This is a genomic window from Arenibacter sp. 6A1 (assembly GCF_012272855.1).
Classification (GTDB): Bacteria; Bacteroidota; Bacteroidia; order Flavobacteriales; family Flavobacteriaceae; genus Arenibacter.
The window spans coordinates 1-15,846 of record NZ_JAAXCQ010000016.1; the positions used below are offsets into that span (position 1 = coordinate 1).

Sequence of the window (15,846 nt, forward strand, 5' to 3'; positions counted from 1 at the left end):
TACTGCTACACCAAGTGGGAGAGTAGGCCGCCGCCTTTTTTTAAGAGTCCCTTCATGAAAATGAAGGGACTTTTTTTTTGCCCTTCCGCAAAGTAGATCCGCAAAGTAGTTCCGCAAAGTCTCCCGACTTTGAGGGCCATTTCTACCTCAATGTTTCAATAGTAATAAAACCACCATACCGCCAAATCCTGCTTCTAAGACATTTCTTTTTATGTTCCTATAACATACCTTAGGCCAGTTCCGTTTTATTAAATACAGCTTCTTATGCTACTCGGTACAAGCGTGACACTCGCACTAGCGGTCAATTCCTTTGTAATTCAACAAATTGTTACACTATTACATTACGCAGCAATTAAATCAACTCATTTTCAAATTCCCGAATTCCACAATTATTTCATTTTACATTGTTACATTAATTAATTGGTACATTTTTTACAGTGTTTACTGCTAATTGGTTATTGTTAATTGTTTCCCGCGTTAGGGATCGCAGCGGCATCCCCGCAGCGGCGCAAGGGATACAGCGGAGAGCCCGCCCGACCTAGGAGGGAACGCCCAAATTAATATGCTAGAGATAGGTATTCTGAATTTGAAACATTTAAATCACCTTTTATCCGCTTATTTATTGCCAAGATTAAAGTTGTTATTGGAATGTTCCTGGACTTCATATAACAAGCAAACTACTTTTCTTAAAGAGCTGTTACTTCTAAAATATTTAATTAATTTTAAGGTATGTTAGCCCGAGAAGAAAAATTAAACACACTATCCCATGGCCTAGGTATATTGCTAGGGCTCATTGGTTTTGTGGTGTTGTTTCTAAATAAGGGCCAGCATTCTTCCTACGCCACTTTTTCAGTGGTGGTATACAGTGTTACTATTTTGTTGCTATTTACGGCGTCAACGGTTTACCATGGCGTTAAGGAAGGAGATCTGAAAAATAAATTAAGAATTCTAGACCACATTTGTATTTATTATTTAATTGCGGGAACCTACACTCCGGTAACTTTAATGATGCTCGAAAAGGGCAATGGTTGGGCAATGTTTTATGCCGTATGGGGTATTGCTGCCTTAGGGACTGTGATGAAATTGTTCTATACCGGGAAGTATGAATTTATTTCCACCTTACTTTACCTAGTAATGGGGTGGCTGATTGTTTTGGACCTTGATAATCTAATGGCTCAATCGTCAACTTTAGGGATAAGAGCCATGTTCTTAGGTGGTGGGTTGTATACTGTGGGCATTTTGTTCTATGCCATAAAAAAAATCCCTTATAACCATTTTATTTGGCATCTATTTGTCTTAGGAGGTGCCATTAGCCATTGGTTATTTATCTTCTTAGATGTTGTTTAATCTTGAAGCATATCCTTGTATTCTTCAAAAAAGGCTTCTAAAAGGGACATGTTGTCTTTAAGAAATACCATGGTTTCTTGCCAGGTTTTCTTATTGTGAATAGATACATTTTCTTTACGAACAAAGATCCTAGAAATTTCCTTTCCGTTTTCCAACACAAGAATTTCTTCGAAAATAACCTCTGGAAGGTATTCTGTCTTTAAGATATTTTGAAGGGCACTAAATTTTTCCCATAATTCTATTCTTTTTTCTAGATCTTGAGTTTCAATATCGATCGATACCATGGCGGTATGGACATCAAAGTGAAACTTAAATGAACAATCCTTGATTTTTGTTTGGTATAGGATCCATTTTCTAGGGAATGATTTTCCAAACGAAATCCAAAACTCCTGTCGTAATCTCTTTGATTCTTCTTTGCTAAACATTTATAAGGCGTATGCGATTATAATTCCTAAAATAATAACCAGTAACTTACGAAGGTTAAACTTGTGGGCTTCAGAGCTTTCGAAAAGGATGACGGTGGAAATATGTAAAAATACCCCAATAACCAATGCGTTTAAATAAACAGCATAGGTTTCTATGACCTTAAAGGTACTTGCAATGAAGGTGCCTATTGGGGTCATTACGGCAAAGAGGCTAATAAATAAAATGGCCGATGTCAGTTTTATTTTAGATCCTAAAAGAAATATACTTAGGATTATAGCAATCGGAATTTTATGGACAAGAATGCCATATAGCATGGTATGGTGATTTTCTATAGGCAAGCCTTCTAACAATGAATGTATGCAAAGGCTAGCAAAGAGCGTCCATGGGAAGGCAGCATTCTCGGGGTCTAAATGAACATGTCCATGTTCTGCTCCTTTCGAGAAAAATTCTAAGAATATTTGAAGCAAAATCCCCAACATAATAAAAACACCCACAATTTTAGGGCTTTCATGGGTATATACTTCTGGGAAAAGTTCAAAAACCGTCAAGGCTAATAAAAAAGCACCACTAAAGGCCAGAAGCAGTTTAAAAATCTCTTTGTTTTGTGGTTTGGTAAAATAAACAAATATAAAGCTTAACAATACCCCAAGGATGGGTAATAAATAGACCATGTAAGATTAATTACGTTATGTACAAATTTGGCAAATTGCCTAATGGGGGCTAAAATTAATGTATTTTTGCGGTAATCTTAAAGGTAGATATGAACAATAATTTTAAAATGGTAGCCAAGACCATGTTTGGTTTTGAAGAAATTTTGGCAAAGGAGTTGCGTAATCTTGGCGCATCCAATGTAACTGAGGGTGTTAGGAGTGTTTTCTTTGAAGGGGATACCGGTTTTATGTATAAGGCCAACCTATGTTTGCGAACTGCAATAAAAATAGTAAAACCCATTCACTCTTTCCAAGTAAGGAACGAAAATGATTTGTACAAGAAGATCTATGCCATGGATTGGTTCGATTTTCTTTCTACATCAACGACATTTGCTATAGATGCAACAGTGAATTCCGAGAACTTTACGCATTCACTTTATGTATCCCAAAAGGCGAAAGATGCCATAGTGGATAAATTTAGGGATGTCGATGGGACTAGGCCCGATGTGGATATAAAGTTTCCCGATGTACGGATAAATATTCATATTCAAAAAGATCAATGTAATATTGCTTTGGATTCTTCTGGACGCTCTTTGCACCAAAGAGGTTATAGGACAGCCACGAATATAGCGCCCATAAATGAGGTGTTGGCTTCGGGACTATTGCTTTTAAGTGGGTGGGACGGTCAATCGGACTTTTTAGATCCTATGTGTGGTAGTGGTACCTTTTTAACCGAAGCGGCCATGATTGCTTGTAATATTCCTGCCAATATTAATAGAAAGGAATTTGCTTTTGAAAAATGGCACGATTTTGATGCAGACCTTTTTAATAAAATAGTAGAGAGTTGTTTAAATAAAACAAGAGAGTTCCATCACAAGATTATCGGGTATGATAAAGCTCCTTCTGCAGTAAGAAAGGCTCAAGACAATATAGATAATGCCAATTTATCGGAATATATCACTGTAGAAAGAAAAAACTTCTTCGATACGGAAAAGATGTCCGAAGGTCATTTACATATGGTTTTTAATCCGCCTTATGGGGAACGGTTGAATATAGAAATGGAAGATTTTTATGCTGAAATAGGAGATACCCTAAAAAGAAATTACCCGGGTACGGATGCATGGTTTATCACTTCCAATTTAGATGCCTTGAAATTTGTTGGTTTACGTCCTTCTAGAAAAATAAAAGTATTCAATAGTCACCTAGAATCTCGTTTGGTGAAGTATGTGATGTACGAGGGCAGTAAAAAGGCAAAGTTTAATAAAGAAGAATAATTAAAAAATTAAAACCCAATAGAGATTTATGTTTATGGCATAATTCCTATTGGGTTTTTTAGTTTATAAAATCAATACAAAGTTACTTGTGAAAATAAAACACAAAGCATTACTATTTAATTTTTTAGGCTTCGCCTTATTGTTTGTAATAGCCCGATTGCTGTTAGGATATTTTTTTCCGCTTCATCGTATTCTCTTGGCTATTATAGCCGCTGTCATAGCCAATGTATTGGCGCCTAAATTTGCTGTGGTGAAAGTAGACCGCATTGAAAAGGTGATGATGAAATGGATTTTCATGAAGGGAGTCCGTGAAGTATAGTTTAATTCTCCGGAACTTCTTTTTCTTTCTCTATCGCTTTAAACTTTTTAGCCTTTTTGTAAAGGGGTAAAAAATAAGAGATAGAATAGTTAAAGCCTACCCCAAAATTACTGCCATCGGTAACCTTGTTAAAGCCAGGTATCCATAAATTGGAAAAATTATCAGCTTCTTTGTTGCTGACTAAAAAACCAATTCTAACACTAGCTCCTAAATAGATATTGGCAAAAAGTTCTGCCTTTATACCAACGACTGCTTCTAGCCAACTAGCATTTAGATTGCTGAATTTTTGCGGAGTAGTGCTTCCGGGAGCAAAACCATTGGCTGGAATTTCAGTCGGATTGTTTTGATATTCGGGTGTTGTCCAATAACGGTCGGTATCAAAAATCTGATAATTGTTTAAGGTCTGGCTAAAACTGCTGAAGGCATAACGTCCACCAACATAAATAGCGTTGTGCATACCGTACCAATTATCATAGGTATTGTAATCTACCCCTAGTTTAATATAGGACCCGGAGGTGGTAAAATTGTATAAATCTTCTTGCTTCGTATTGTCTTCATTTCCCAATTCTGTTGCAAGGAACAGCTTTGAGCTGATCCTATAATCGCCGACAATTTCGAAACCCTGGTATTCATCCTTTAAAAAAGACTGCAAAGGTCTGCTTAAATCTATTCCTACCCTAATTCCATAGGGATCTGTACGGGCAATGGTGTCTTTAGGATTTAAATCAATGGACTTGCTTTGGGAAAAGGCAAATAAGAAGCAAAAACTAAAAAGTGTACTAATGGTATATTTTAACATGAGCCGAGATTGAGTTTTCTACCAACGGTGTTACTATTTCTACATTCTTGATCCAATTATCGCTTTCTGGCTTTAATTCTTGGCTAAGATTATCGTAATTGGTGATAAATCCACATGCCCTAGAAATAAATTTATCATTTCTGTCGTAATTAAAATAAAGGGTATCCAAATCGCCGCCTTCTACCTGGATGGTATTACCATTGGCATCCTCGGCATCTACGGTCACAGAGTTTTTAATAAAATAAAATCCCGTTGAATTTGCGGTTACTTTGAATGGAATGGCGATTGAATCTAAATCGGTCCTATCGGCAACCCCTGGCACCGTAGTGTTTTGGCCAACGCCCACAATTCTAAATTTGGATACCTTCTTTAGTTCTGTGGGGTTGTCCACATCATAAAACCTTACTACGACCAAAGGCGTATTCCCTTCTATACAGATGTCGTCCTTTTCGCAAGCCATAAAACCGAATACGGTTATAGAGGCTATCAGTAGTAAGATTGAATTTTTTGTTTTAGTCATTTCCCTTTGGCCTATTTAGAGCGTTTTCTCAAAAGTACAACATTTTCTACATGATGGGTTTGAGGGAACATATCTACTGGCTGCACCTTAACGATCTCATAATCTTCCTTCATAAGTTCTAAGTCTCTAGCCTGAGTAGCGCTATTACAGCTGACATAAACTACCTTTTCTGGAGAAATGTTTAATATTTGCTGTACTACATCCTTGTGCATACCGTCTCTTGGTGGATCTGTAATAATAAGGTCTGGCGTACCATGGGTTTTAATAAATTCGGCGTTGAATACATTTTTCATATCTCCAACATAAAAGTCTACATTGGAAATATTATTCCTTTCAGCATTCGCCTTAGCATCGGCAATGGCTTCTGGAACGGCCTCTATACCTACTACTTTTTTGGCTTTTTTAGCAACGAACTGGGCAATGGTACCTGTTCCGGTATATAGATCGTATACCAGCTCCTCTCCGGTAAGTCCAGCAAAATCTCTAGTTATTTTATACAATTCATATGCTTGATCAGAATTGGTTTGATAGAATGATTTAGCAGTGATTTTAAACTGTAGCCCTTCCATCTCCTCAAAAATATGATCTCGTCCTGCAAAACATACAATCTCTTGGTCGTAAATAGTATCGTTTTGTTTTTGGTTGATGACATATAGAAGCGCGGTGATCTCTGGGAAACTCGTCGCTAAATGGTTCATCAACAAATTTCGTTTTTCAAGATCGTCTTCAAAGAACTGTACCATCACCATGATTTCTCCTGTAGAGGAGGTACGAATCATAACGGTGCGTAACATACCCCATTGATTTCTTGGGTTAAAGAAGGTCAATCCGTTTGCAAGAGCAAACTCTTTTATCTCCAAACGTATCGCATTGGAGGGGTCTTCTTGCAAATGACATTTTTTAATGTCTAGGATTTTATCCCACATTCCGGGAATATGAAAACCCAAGGCATTTTTATCGGTAATGTCCTTTTTAGAATTGATTTCTTCCATGGTCAGCCAACGGCTATCCGAGAAAGAAAATTCCATTTTATTTCTGTAAAAATATTGTTTTTCGGAGCCTAAAATAGGAGTGGTTTCGGGTAGTTCTAAGTGTCCGATCCTACGCAGGTTGTTTTCAACTTCTTTTTGTTTGTAAAAAAGTTGGTGCTCATAGCCCATATCTTGCCATTTACAACCACCGCAGACCCCAAAATGCTCACATACCGGGGTGGTCCTTTTATCAGAAAAGGTATGAAAATGGATTGCTTCACCTTCAAAATAAGCTTTTCTCTTTTTTGTGGTTTGTACATCAACAACATCGCCAGGGACGGTGTTTGTTAAAAAAATAACCCTTCCATCCGGGGCTTTGCCAATGGTTTTACCTTTGGCCCCAGCATCTACGACTTCGACGTTTTCGAAAATCGCTCTTTTATTCTTTCTTGCCATGGGGCAAAAATAGGCGAATTTTTTAGGATTTATAAAGCTTTTTAAAAGAGTCTTAAAGGGATTTGTTAGAATAGTTTTGGTTAAGCCATGAAAAAGCCGAAGTCATGGGGCTGTAAAGGTTAATTAATTGTGAAAAAGCAGCTCATAAAGAAGAAAGGGGTAAATTGTTTTGATGATCTAGAATTTGTTGAATTGCCTTTAAAACACGGATGTAGCTATACGTAAATGCTGATTTGTTAAAATTATATAGGTTAAATTAAATTATTACTATAAAAACCGTATTGTGAAAATTTAATTTTTAGTAATTTAGCGCCACTACGAAGGATGATTTCTCTCCCAAAGAAGGAATTGCTAAAGTTTTATTTAAAGATTAAAAAATCATGTCTATTTTAGAAAAATTAAGTTCTAAGGAAGCTATTGCCTTGGAGGAAAAATACGGAGCTCATAATTATCATCCGTTACCTGTGGTTTTAAGCAAAGGAGAAGGGGTGTTTGTTTGGGATGTAGAAGGGAAAAAATACTTCGATTTTCTTTCGGCTTATTCAGCTGTAAACCAAGGTCATTGTCATCCTAAAATTGTAGGTGCCATGATGAAACAGGCACAAACATTAACCTTGACCTCAAGGGCATTCCATAACGATATGCTAGGGAGGTTCGAAAAATATGCCTCTGAAACCTTCGGATATGATAAGCTTTTGCCTATGAACACAGGTGCAGAAGCCGTTGAAACGGCTTTGAAGATATCTAGAAAATGGGCCTATGAGAAAAAAGGGGTGCCAGAAAATGAAGCGCAAATTATAGTTTGTGAAAATAATTTTCATGGACGTACCACCACTATTATATCTTTCTCCAATGATGAGGTAGCCCGTAAGAATTTTGGTCCTTATACCCAGGGGTTTATAAAAATAGAATACGATAACCTAAAGGCTTTGGAGGAAACCTTGGAAAACAATTCGAAGAATATTGCCGGATTTTTGGTAGAACCCATACAAGGAGAAGCTGGAGTGTATGTTCCTTCTGAGGGGTATTTGGCAAAAGCGAAAGCGCTTTGTGAAAAATACAACGTACTTTTTATGGCCGACGAGGTGCAGACTGGTATAGCCCGTACAGGAAAATTGTTGGCAACTTGTGGTAATTGTAGTTGTGTGGACAGGCATTGTAGTGGAACCCCAGAAATAAAGCCCGATATACTAATTTTAGGGAAGGCCCTTTCGGGTGGTGCTTACCCTATTTCGGGCGTATTGGCTAATGATGCCGTCATGGATGTTATAGGTCCAGGAAACCATGGAAGTACATTTGGTGGTAATCCTATTGCTGCTGCCGTAGGGATCGCTGCTCTAGAGGTTGTAAAAGAAGAAGGTTTGGCAGAAAACGCCTATCAGCTAGGAGAGCTTTTTAGAGCTGAACTCAATAAATTTATCCCTAATTGTTCCGTAGTGAACAGCGTCAGAGGAAAAGGGTTGTTAAATGCCATTTTAATTAATGATACCGAGGACAGTTCTACCGCATGGGATATTTGCCTTGCCTTAAGGGACAACGGTTTGTTGGCCAAACCTACCCATGGGAATATTATTAGATTTGCCCCGCCATTGGTTATGACCAAGGAACAATTGTTAGATTGTGTGGCTATAATTATTAAGACCTTACAGCAATTCGAAAAATAAACGCATATTTAATTTGTTTCTAGGCCTACTACTTTGTTAGTGGGCTTTTTTATTTTCTAGCCGCCATATGGTAAAAAGGACTGTAATTTAAAAAATGCATAGAAGTGATTTAAAGGGGCGTAATCTATGCTGTAATGGTATAATAATAGTGATTCGTTGAGCTAAAAATATGATTGCGCCTAATTGTTCTGTACTTAGTTAAATGTTATAAGAGGTGAAGGGCATATACACTGCCATAGCTGCTAGCGTAATAAAAGGCATGCCTAGGAAAGTAGTATTTTGAAAATTGGGATGTATTCCCTAATGAGAAAAAAACAGGAGCACCAAAATTGAGTGCTCCTGTATGTATTTATATTGGAGGTGTTTAATAAAGAAAAGGCTGTCTTTTTCTTTATTGCATGTTTTGAAAGTATTCTTCCATACGCTCTCTCATTAATTCTTCATTTTGTAGGGCGTCCCAACCAATGATTGAAATAATCCAAATGAAGAAAATAGCGACCAAAACATTTAAAACAATACCAATTATGGATAAAGTTTTACCTAGTTTTATATTGTTTATTCCTGTATATAGCTCTGGGTCTTGGGCATATATTTTGGTGGCCTTATTTGCTAAAATTAGGCCTATGACACCAAAAACAAGGCCAATAATACCGTAGCAGCAACAGCTTACAATTGATATAATTCCGAAGACTAATATAAGTGTTGCATTGGGTAATTTTTGTTGTTCCATACTTTTATTGTATAAATTTTCCATAGGTTAATGTATTATGTGAGTCATTTTTATGATATAGCTGATAAAGATAATCGCAGCATTGAGATAAAGGAGAAAAATCTTTATTTTAAGGCTGTTTTTGATAGAGATAAATAGATTGATACCCACAAAACCCAAAAGAATCAAAATAGTGTAAATTGCCGGATACATATGGAAAGCGGCAATGAAATCGCCTTCCAACAATAAGGAAACGGCGCGTTGTATGCCACAGCCAGGACACTCTATGCCTAAATATTTCTTGTTTATACAAGGAAGCATATAGCTGTCCAGGTTCATGAAAAGGTTAATTTTAATCATTTATGACGCTAATATAAATCTTTACCGAAAATTACTATTAATTTTGAAGCATGAAAATAAAACGAGTCGTAATTTTTGGAATAATTGTTTTGGGGGCTTTGATAATGGGGTTCGGAGATAATTTTATGCAAGACGAATACGCCCAGTCTATTGGTATTGTCCTTATGATGTTCGGGCTATATAAAACAACACAGGTTTGGAGCAATGAAAATTACGGACCAGAGGAAAAAGATAAAGAGGAGGAGTAATGAGTTTTAAAATCGGAGATAGGGTAGAAGCTTTAGATGATGTTATTTGTGGAAAGGTTGTAGCTGTAAACAATCAAGAGATCACCGTGGAGAGTACTGAAGGGTTTTTGTTAAAATACAAAGCTTCCGAACTACTTAAAAGAGCCAAGGTAGACGAAATTGAGGTCTCTAACTTTGAGGTAGCCCAAATAAAGGCAACGAAAGAAATCCCAAAGAATAAGAACAGAAAATTGGTGAAACCCAAGGAGCGTAATGCCCCCCAAATGGAAGTAGATCTTCACATTCAAAAGTTAACCCCTTCTTATAAAGGGATGAGTAATTTTGATATGCTGAACCTTCAGTTGGATACCGCTAAGCGCCGGCTCGATTTTGCCCTACGCAAGCGTATACAGAAAGTGGTTTTTATCCATGGCGTGGGTGAAGGAGTCCTTAAAGAAGAGCTTTATTATTTGTTTCGACGATACGAAGGGTTAAAGTACTACGATGCCGATTATCAAAAGTATGGTATGGGAGCTACCGAGGTGTATTTTTTTCAAAACGTCTAGGACCTGGAATATTCATATCCAGATCCTCTTGCTTTCGTTTCCTACTTAGTGGTTACTGTGCCGAAATTGTTGATTCTTAAATCGGTAATACGTTGGTCATTGGAATTATTTAAAAGGGTAATGTCGCCCAACCTGATTAGATGTTCATAAGAGACGGCTTCCCCTTCCGTTTTTTGAGTGGTTGTAATATAAACAGTTCCTTTTTGCGCTACTATTTCTTCAACGACAGTTGGTGCGATCGGAGGAATGGCATCACAGAAGTAATTTTTAGTAACCTTGTCTGAGAAAATACGATATGTGACCTTGGTGTCTCCGGAAATGGGATAGGCTATTTCGCCTTGAGAGGCTTCGTTTTTTAACATCCCTTCCTTTAAGGATAATAGCAAGGCTTCCTCTCCATTTATTTTGAAAAGTAAGCTTGTACTCGTGGTAGCTTGGCTTCCGCAAAACTGAATAGTGCTGTCGTCAAAATTTATGGTTTCAATCTGTAAATCTCCATCATCACAAGAATAGAGCATCGCCGATATAAACAAGATTAATATTTTTTTCATGCTTCAAATTTAAATGAAATATAGGGTATAATCCTAGAGCTTTAAACTGAATTTACGGGAAATTAACTTTATTTAAATTATTTTTGCACAACTTATCTAAAGGGACGATAATTTAATAGTTAGCAAAGATTTAATGAGAAAGATTTATTTGGATAGTGCGGCAACGACGCAAGTAAGAGAAGAGGTAATCGTTAAAATGCAAGAAGCCTTAGGAAGTTGTTACGGTAACCCTTCGTCCGTACATAGTTTTGGAAGAACGGCGAAAACAACTATTGAAAAAGCCCGAAAAACTATTGCTAAATATTTAAACGCCCATCCTGCCGAGATTATATTTACATCGGGGGGGACTGAAGCAGACAATATGGTCCTTCGGTGTTCTGTTCGGGATTTAGGAATAAAGACTATCATAACGTCTAAGATAGAGCATCATGCCGTATTACATACTGCCGAAGAATTGGCCAAAGAGTATGGGATCGCATTACGGTTTGTAAGGCTTGATAATTATGGGACTCCAGATCTTAAACATTTGGAAGAATTGTTGCAAGAAGATTCCAGTAAAAAGCTGGTAAGCCTCATGCATGTTAACAATGAAATAGGAAACTTGGTAGATGTGAACGCTATTGGAAAGCTATGTTTGCAGTACAAGGCTTTGTTTCATTCCGATACAGTACAGTCTATAGGGCACTTTTCATGGGATGTCCAAGAAACACCAATTGATTTTTTGACCGCTGCAGCTCATAAGTTTCACGGCCCAAAGGGAATTGGATTCGCTTATATAAAAAGAAATATCGGGCTTAAATCATTAATTCATGGTGGCGCACAAGAGCGTGGTTTTAGAGCGGGAACTGAGCCAATACATAATATAGTGGGATTAGAAGAAGCTTTTAAGGCGGCCTATGATAATCTAGACGAAGAAAAGGCCTATGTCACCGAATTGAAAAGGTATTTCATCGAGAAAATCAGCGCGGCCATTCCTGGTATTTCCTTTAATGGTCAATCGGGAGATCTTGAAAAAAGTACCTATACACTAGTGAGTGCGTGTTTACCATTTGATCCGGAAAAGACTACGATGCTGTTGTTTCACCTAGATATGAAAGGGATTGCCTGTTCTAGAGGTAGTGCCTGTCAGTCTGGAAGTGATGTCGGGTCTCATGTGCTTTCTGAAATTCTGTCCGGAGAAGCCCTAAAACAACCGTCGCTAAGGTTTTCTTTTTCTAAATATAACACCAAAGAAGAGTTGGATTATGTAGTGGCGGTGCTAGAGGAATATTCTAAAGGATAATACCAAGAAAAAAAAGTCAACCTAGAAATAAGGAAGTCTTTCTTTACAGTATTTGGGGAATCATAAAATTAAGAAGTACTTCTAAAGTTTATGATTCCTTAATTTAACTGCAAGTCACGGCTCGTTAATTAATCCTTGTTTTTAGCCCTTGGCCGTTCTTTGTCATAAGGAAATTTTCTAGAGGCCTGTTTCATCATTAAATCAATTAAATCTATAGTATTGGTCCCAGATTTTCTATTGATTTGTTTTTCGTATTTCCAAAGTAATTTACCGCTATTCCCATCACTGACTTTTATTCCTATTCTACCGTAATTGGAGTCGCCAATAATGTAGTCTAACAGACTAAAATCGTTAGGTACGCCATCGGAAAGAAGAATGTTAAGATCCATGGAGCCACTTATTATGCCATCTACCCCCAAAAGAAGAGAAAGTTCTTTAACTGTATATACATCTATATTTTCATAGGAAATATTATTTTGTGCCAAAATAGCATTGGTGTTTTTGATATTTTGAAATTCTACGGAAAATTTTCTTTTTTTCTTTATTCTTGAAAAATAAGTTTCCAGGGCATTTTGTACCGCATAACCTTCTTTCATTTCCAAGGCTAGTTTTTCGGAATCGGAAAGATTTTCCTTTAATTCTAAGTGAGTTAAAAAAGGGATGATGGCCAGGGTTTTATGGTCTTTGGTCAGAAGGTCAAATTTGTCGCTCTCATAAATATTCTTTTGAGCGGAAAGGCTTAGACAGATAAAGCTTAATAATATTGTTAATGTTGTTTTCAAGAGTTTGTTTTTAGTATTTGTCGATAGTCCAAGATGAATTCCCTGGCTTATTTAAAATATCGATGGCCTTGTTAATTGTTCTTACATTTTTTAAGATCGAATTCATTATAGTTGAGGTGTTTTATCGAAAATAACTTGGCCTCTTTGCCAAACCATATACCTAAAAAGGGATATATTCTGACTGTTTTAAATTCATTCTTTTGTATCTGCAAAAATATAGGAATTAACCAAATCTTCAACCTTATTAGGTGTTTATTCCAATTAAAGAAGTAGGCCTCTAAATTTGTTTGTCATAAGTACATATTGATTGTTGTTTAACGGTCATATTTTATTGGCATATCTTCCTTCATGGTTGCGACTAGATATCGGTCGTGCACATTTCAAAGGATCCTTTTTGTAAGGTGTATATTGTTATTTTCTAAAAAAGGTAGCCTTAAAAGTACTTGTATTTCCAACATTATCGATTACTTCGATATTCAATTCACATTCTTTTTTGTCTAAAATAATATCGTCAAAATTGTAGGTGATGGTATTGGTTTTTGGTTCGTATTCCATTAAAATCCATTCCCCGTTCAAAGTAGCAGAATAGCTATCGATACCACTTAAGTCGTCGGCGATATTTAAGCTTAAATAATTATAATTGGAAAGCCATTGTTTATTTTTAAAGTTTTTAGGTCTAATAGTAGGGGGTATACTATCCTTCACCAAAGTATAGGTTCCCAAGTTTCTGGTTCGAGTGGTAAATGTTGTGCCACGTTTGTATGTTGACGCATATGATGGGGTCAAATTCTCGTCCAATCGACCAATGAACAATTGTTTTCTAGCTTCTTGTGGGTATTCGGATACATCAAAAGTAATGGTGAAGTTTTGGTGGGCAGCAACCTTGTTGTTATGTATGGTGACAGAATCTTTCCCTTTTTTTAAATCGATATAAAAATCCTCGTAAAAGGTGTTGGCAGGGAAATATACTTTTGCTCCTCCCAAATCAAAATTATTCGGTTTTTTTGCGATGACATAATCCGCTGTTTGGTCTTTTGGTTTGAAGTTTAGGATAGCTTCATTTTTTCCTTCCACAGGGATAATCAATTTTGTAAGGTTCCCTGCTAAATCATTAATGTGGATTTCCACATTATAAGACAGGCCTTCCCTTACGTCTACTTTTCCATCGTTATAAATGGTTTTGTAAATACTTAATTGGTTCGCGGGCTCCCTAAAACACTTTTGTATTCGTTCCCTGTACGTGCTAAAGTGGGCATAGTCTATGAGGGTGTTGATATAGCGGCTTTCTGAAAAAGAAAAGGTCTCAAAATTATAATCGGTATATAATTTTCCATTTACGATTTGTTTTATTGAATATACCCCATTTTGATTTATGGCCTTATCTTGACGGTCAAAGGTGTTTACACCAAAACCTATTTCTCCTAAGGCGGTAAGTTTATCGGCTAAGAAAGAACCGTCGGGTTGTTCTGTAAATCTTATGGCAATCTTTTCATTGCTCTGGTTTACCTGAGCCTGTTTAGATAAGGGATATGCATAAGCCTTTAGTAGTGTAGGTTTTCTGGCATCGGCTACGGTAAAACCATATAACATTGGGTTTATTGGCATTTCTGTAGCGGTACTCCTAATTTCGAAATGAAGATGAGGTCCGGAAGAACCGCCAGTATTTCCACTATAAGCAATGAGCTCGCCTCTTTGTAACATAAGTTCGGAAGGATCTGGGAAAACTTCTACTTCATAAGATTTTTTTTGGTATTGAATCTTTTTGATATAAGCCTCAATTGCCGGAGAAAATTTTTGAAGATGTGCATAAACGCTGGTGTAGCCATTCGGGTGGGTTATGTATAACGCCTTGCCATATCCCCAATGTGATATTTTTATCCTGCTCACCGAACCATCGGCAATTGAGTAGACTGCTAATCCTTGCCGTTGTTGAGTTTTTATATCAATCCCCGCATGAAAATGATTGGACCTTAATTCTCCAAAAGTACCCGCCAAAATTATAGGGATATCTAAGGGAGATCCAAACCGATCTTCGGGTAAACTTCCTTGGCCGTTATGGGTGATCGTGAAAAAAAATAGGATTATAATAAGCGTTTCTTTCATAATTTTTCGTAAGTTCATACGAAAGTAATTAATACCTCTTAATAGAAAAAAAACTCTGTGCCTTAAATTGTTAAAAGAAAATAAAACAAGTTAAAAAATAGCGTTTGATCTTTTACTTAAAGAATAATTGAAAAAAGTATTGCTAAGTATTGGGAGGTATGTTAACTTTGTTTAAAATGCATTGATATTTGCAGATGAGTGAATTGGTTGATATTGTTGATTCTTTAGAAAACAAAATTAGCAAGTTGCTGCATAAACTAGAGGTTTTGCAACACTTGAATATAAAATTGGAAGAAGAATTACTTTCGGTAAAGAGTGACCACGAAGCAACAAAGGAAACTGTGATTGAGTGGCAGGAGAGATATGATTCGCTTAAATTTGCAAGTACGATGTTGGGCAGTGAAGTGAATAAGACTGAAGCAAAGCTTAAAATAAACACATTAATACGGGAGTTGGACCAATGTATAGTACAGCTATCCGAGTGATGTAAAACAATTATATGGCAGAAAAGCTCAAAATTAAGCTTTCTATAGCAGACAGGGTGTATCCATTGACAATAGACCCGTCGCAAGAGGAAGGATTGCGAAAAGCAGCTAAGAATATAGAGCAGCTAGCAAAGAAATTTGAGCAAAACTATGCTGTTAGGGACAAACAAGACGTACTGGCTATGTGCGCACTTCAGTTTGCTTCTAAAATTGAGCAAAAAGGAATAGATCAGAACGAAGGGGTTAGCGAAGCTGTAGAGCGATTACAAACCTTGGATGAATTGGTAAGTTCCAAGCTTGGGATGAAATAACGTTCTTTAAAATAAATATAGTTACTGCCCACATTGGTAATTAA

At 36.8% G+C, this 15,846-nt stretch carries 19 protein-coding genes; 9 read left to right on the plus strand and 10 right to left on the minus strand.

Translation table 11 applies throughout. The features are described 5' to 3' along the window. The first annotated feature begins 729 nt into the window (after positions 1–729). The gene (trhA, locus tag HCG49_RS13915; protein ID WP_168470148.1) at positions 730–1,347 is read left to right on the plus strand and encodes a PAQR family membrane homeostasis protein TrhA; all 618 of its coding nucleotides are present in this window, start codon (positions 730–732) and stop codon (positions 1,345–1,347) included. On the opposite strand, the gene HCG49_RS13920 is transcribed toward trhA, so the two are convergent. After that, positions 1,344–1,772: a DUF4268 domain-containing protein gene (locus tag HCG49_RS13920; protein ID WP_168470149.1), complete on the minus strand. Its 429-nt coding sequence runs from the start codon at positions 1,770–1,772 to the stop codon at positions 1,344–1,346. The two genes, trhA and HCG49_RS13920, sit on opposite strands and share 4 nt — an antisense overlap. Next, the gene (locus HCG49_RS13925) at positions 1,773–2,444 is read right to left on the minus strand and encodes a ZIP family metal transporter (protein ID WP_168470150.1); all 672 of its coding nucleotides are present in this window, start codon (positions 2,442–2,444) and stop codon (positions 1,773–1,775) included. It abuts the gene before it with no gap. Positions 2,445–2,533: 89 nt separating this feature from the next. Between HCG49_RS13925 and HCG49_RS13930 the strand changes: the two genes are divergently transcribed. Continuing rightward, positions 2,534–3,697 (plus strand): class I SAM-dependent RNA methyltransferase, encoded by a 1,164-nt coding sequence (locus HCG49_RS13930; RefSeq protein ID WP_168470151.1) that lies wholly within the window; start codon positions 2,534–2,536, stop codon positions 3,695–3,697. A gap of 88 nt (positions 3,698–3,785) precedes the next feature. After that, the gene (locus HCG49_RS13935) at positions 3,786–4,016 is read left to right on the plus strand and encodes a hypothetical protein (RefSeq protein WP_168470152.1); all 231 of its coding nucleotides are present in this window, start codon (positions 3,786–3,788) and stop codon (positions 4,014–4,016) included. 1 nt (position 4,017) lies between these two features. On the opposite strand, the gene HCG49_RS13940 is transcribed toward HCG49_RS13935, so the two are convergent. The 3 genes from HCG49_RS13940 to rlmD are packed head-to-tail and all read right to left on the minus strand — an operon-like array spanning position 4,018 to position 6,762. Continuing rightward, positions 4,018–4,815: a DUF6048 family protein gene (locus HCG49_RS13940; RefSeq protein WP_168470153.1), complete on the minus strand. Its 798-nt coding sequence runs from the start codon at positions 4,813–4,815 to the stop codon at positions 4,018–4,020. Continuing rightward, a complete protein-coding gene (locus tag HCG49_RS13945) occupies positions 4,796–5,335 on the minus strand; it encodes a DUF6452 family protein (protein WP_168470154.1) in 540 nt (179 codons plus the stop codon). The genes HCG49_RS13940 and HCG49_RS13945 overlap by 20 nt, the downstream gene beginning before the upstream one ends. A gap of 11 nt (positions 5,336–5,346) precedes the next feature. Further along, positions 5,347–6,762, minus strand: a complete 1,416-nt coding sequence (gene rlmD, locus HCG49_RS13950; protein WP_168470155.1) for a 23S rRNA (uracil(1939)-C(5))-methyltransferase RlmD — start codon at positions 6,760–6,762, stop codon at positions 5,347–5,349. A 380-nt stretch (positions 6,763–7,142) separates the two neighbouring features. Between rlmD and rocD the strand changes: the two genes are divergently transcribed. Beyond that, positions 7,143–8,426 (plus strand): ornithine--oxo-acid transaminase, encoded by a 1,284-nt coding sequence (gene rocD, locus HCG49_RS13955; protein WP_168470156.1) that lies wholly within the window; start codon positions 7,143–7,145, stop codon positions 8,424–8,426. Positions 8,427–8,817: 391 nt separating this feature from the next. On the opposite strand, the gene HCG49_RS13960 is transcribed toward rocD, so the two are convergent. Continuing rightward, positions 8,818–9,180, minus strand: coding sequence for a CCC motif membrane protein (locus HCG49_RS13960; RefSeq protein ID WP_240938705.1), 363 nt, complete (start codon positions 9,178–9,180; stop codon positions 8,818–8,820). Between the two features lie 3 nt (positions 9,181–9,183). Then, a complete protein-coding gene (locus HCG49_RS13965) occupies positions 9,184–9,495 on the minus strand; it encodes a DUF2752 domain-containing protein (protein ID WP_240938706.1) in 312 nt (103 codons plus the stop codon). Positions 9,496–9,545: 50 nt separating this feature from the next. Between HCG49_RS13965 and HCG49_RS13970 the strand changes: the two genes are divergently transcribed. Together HCG49_RS13970 and HCG49_RS13975 are read left to right on the plus strand one after the other, a co-directional pair. Then, positions 9,546–9,743, plus strand: a complete 198-nt coding sequence (locus HCG49_RS13970) for a hypothetical protein (protein ID WP_168470157.1) — start codon at positions 9,546–9,548, stop codon at positions 9,741–9,743. After that, positions 9,743–10,288, plus strand: coding sequence for a Smr/MutS family protein (locus HCG49_RS13975; protein ID WP_168470158.1), 546 nt, complete (start codon positions 9,743–9,745; stop codon positions 10,286–10,288). Before HCG49_RS13970 ends, HCG49_RS13975 begins: the two co-directional genes overlap by 1 nt. A gap of 41 nt (positions 10,289–10,329) precedes the next feature. Here the strand turns inward: HCG49_RS13975 and HCG49_RS13980 are convergent, their stop codons facing one another. Further along, positions 10,330–10,839, minus strand: coding sequence for a hypothetical protein (locus tag HCG49_RS13980; RefSeq protein WP_168470159.1), 510 nt, complete (start codon positions 10,837–10,839; stop codon positions 10,330–10,332). A 133-nt stretch (positions 10,840–10,972) separates the two neighbouring features. On the opposite strand from HCG49_RS13980, the gene HCG49_RS13985 reads away from it, so the two are divergent. After that, the gene (locus HCG49_RS13985) at positions 10,973–12,121 is read left to right on the plus strand and encodes a cysteine desulfurase family protein (RefSeq protein WP_168470160.1); all 1,149 of its coding nucleotides are present in this window, start codon (positions 10,973–10,975) and stop codon (positions 12,119–12,121) included. Between the two features lie 128 nt (positions 12,122–12,249). On the opposite strand, the gene HCG49_RS13990 is transcribed toward HCG49_RS13985, so the two are convergent. Both HCG49_RS13990 and HCG49_RS13995 read right to left on the minus strand, forming a co-directional pair. Further along, complete coding sequence (locus HCG49_RS13990; protein WP_168470161.1) at positions 12,250–12,903, minus strand: hypothetical protein; 654 nt, start codon at positions 12,901–12,903, stop codon at positions 12,250–12,252. A 411-nt stretch (positions 12,904–13,314) separates the two neighbouring features. After that, positions 13,315–15,024, minus strand: a complete 1,710-nt coding sequence (locus HCG49_RS13995; protein WP_240938707.1) for a M23 family metallopeptidase — start codon at positions 15,022–15,024, stop codon at positions 13,315–13,317. A 176-nt stretch (positions 15,025–15,200) separates the two neighbouring features. On the opposite strand from HCG49_RS13995, the gene HCG49_RS14000 reads away from it, so the two are divergent. After that, a complete protein-coding gene (locus HCG49_RS14000) occupies positions 15,201–15,491 on the plus strand; it encodes a hypothetical protein (RefSeq protein WP_168470162.1) in 291 nt (96 codons plus the stop codon). Positions 15,492–15,505: 14 nt separating this feature from the next. Then, positions 15,506–15,802, plus strand: coding sequence for a cell division protein ZapA (locus tag HCG49_RS14005; protein WP_168470163.1), 297 nt, complete (start codon positions 15,506–15,508; stop codon positions 15,800–15,802). Positions 15,803–15,846: the final 44 nt, after the last annotated feature.